1 protein-coding gene is annotated in these 1029 nt (G+C 66.7%); it reads right to left on the bottom strand.

Annotated features, from left to right (window positions below; genetic code table 11):
- A partial coding sequence (locus RMCN_RS18050; protein WP_165604459.1) for an AMP-binding enzyme occupies positions 1-1029 on the bottom strand: 1029 nt, incomplete at both ends.

Raw genomic sequence — 1029 nt, forward strand, 5'->3', positions numbered from 1 at the left:
AACCGCGACCGCGCCGCCACCAACGCCTCATCGGAGAACACCTGCACCGACCGCACACAGACACCCACCGACCCGGGTTCAGCAACGACGAATGACCATCCGCCCTGGCCGTCACGCTCGGCACGCAACCGCAACATCGCGTGTCGGTCCAGCAGCGCCTGCACCAGCACAACCACATCGGCCTCGGTGACCCCACCGGGGGCCTGCAGCACCACCGTCTGGTTGAACTGCTCAATGGGGCCATCCCGGTTGGTCAACCAGCCCATGATCGGAGTCGCGGTCACCGGCCCGGTGCCCTCATCGACCGGCCCGGTAGCGCCCTGGACCGACTCGGCCACCCGCGCCAGCCGGGCCACCGTCTGCTCGACAAAAATGTCACGCGGGCGACACACCAACCCCGCCGCACGCGCCCGGGCCACCACCTGCATCGAGGAGATGCTGTCGCCCCCCAGATCGAAGAACGAGTCATCGACCCCCACCCGATCCAGACCCAACACCTCGGCATAAATCCCCGCCAGGACCTCCTCAACCGCATCACCAGGGGCGCGATACCGCGCACCGGCATACCCCGGCGCCGGCAACGCCCGCACATCGAGCTTGCCGTTGACCGTCAACGGCAACGCCTCAACCACCACCACCGCCGCGGGCACCATATACGCCGGCAAACACTCACCCAGCACACTGCGCACATGAGCCAGATCCACTGAGCCACCCGGTGTTTGGGTGACATAACCCACCAGGCGCTTATCACCGGGACGATCCTCACGCGCGATCACCGCCGCCTGCCCCACCCCATCGACACCCAGCAACGCCGATTGAATCTCGCCCAGTTCGATGCGATACCCACGAACCTTGACCTGCTCATCGGCCCGACCCAAATAATCAAGCTGCCCATCAGCACGCCACCGCACCACATCCCCAGTGCGATACATCCGCGACCCCGCCGGCCCGAACGGACACGCCACAAACCGGGCCGCGGTCAACCCCGCACGACCCACATAACCCACCCCCACCCCCACACCAGCCACA

Source organism: Mycolicibacterium novocastrense (assembly GCF_001570485.1).
GTDB lineage: Bacteria > Actinomycetota > Actinomycetes > Mycobacteriales > Mycobacteriaceae > Mycobacterium > Mycobacterium novocastrense.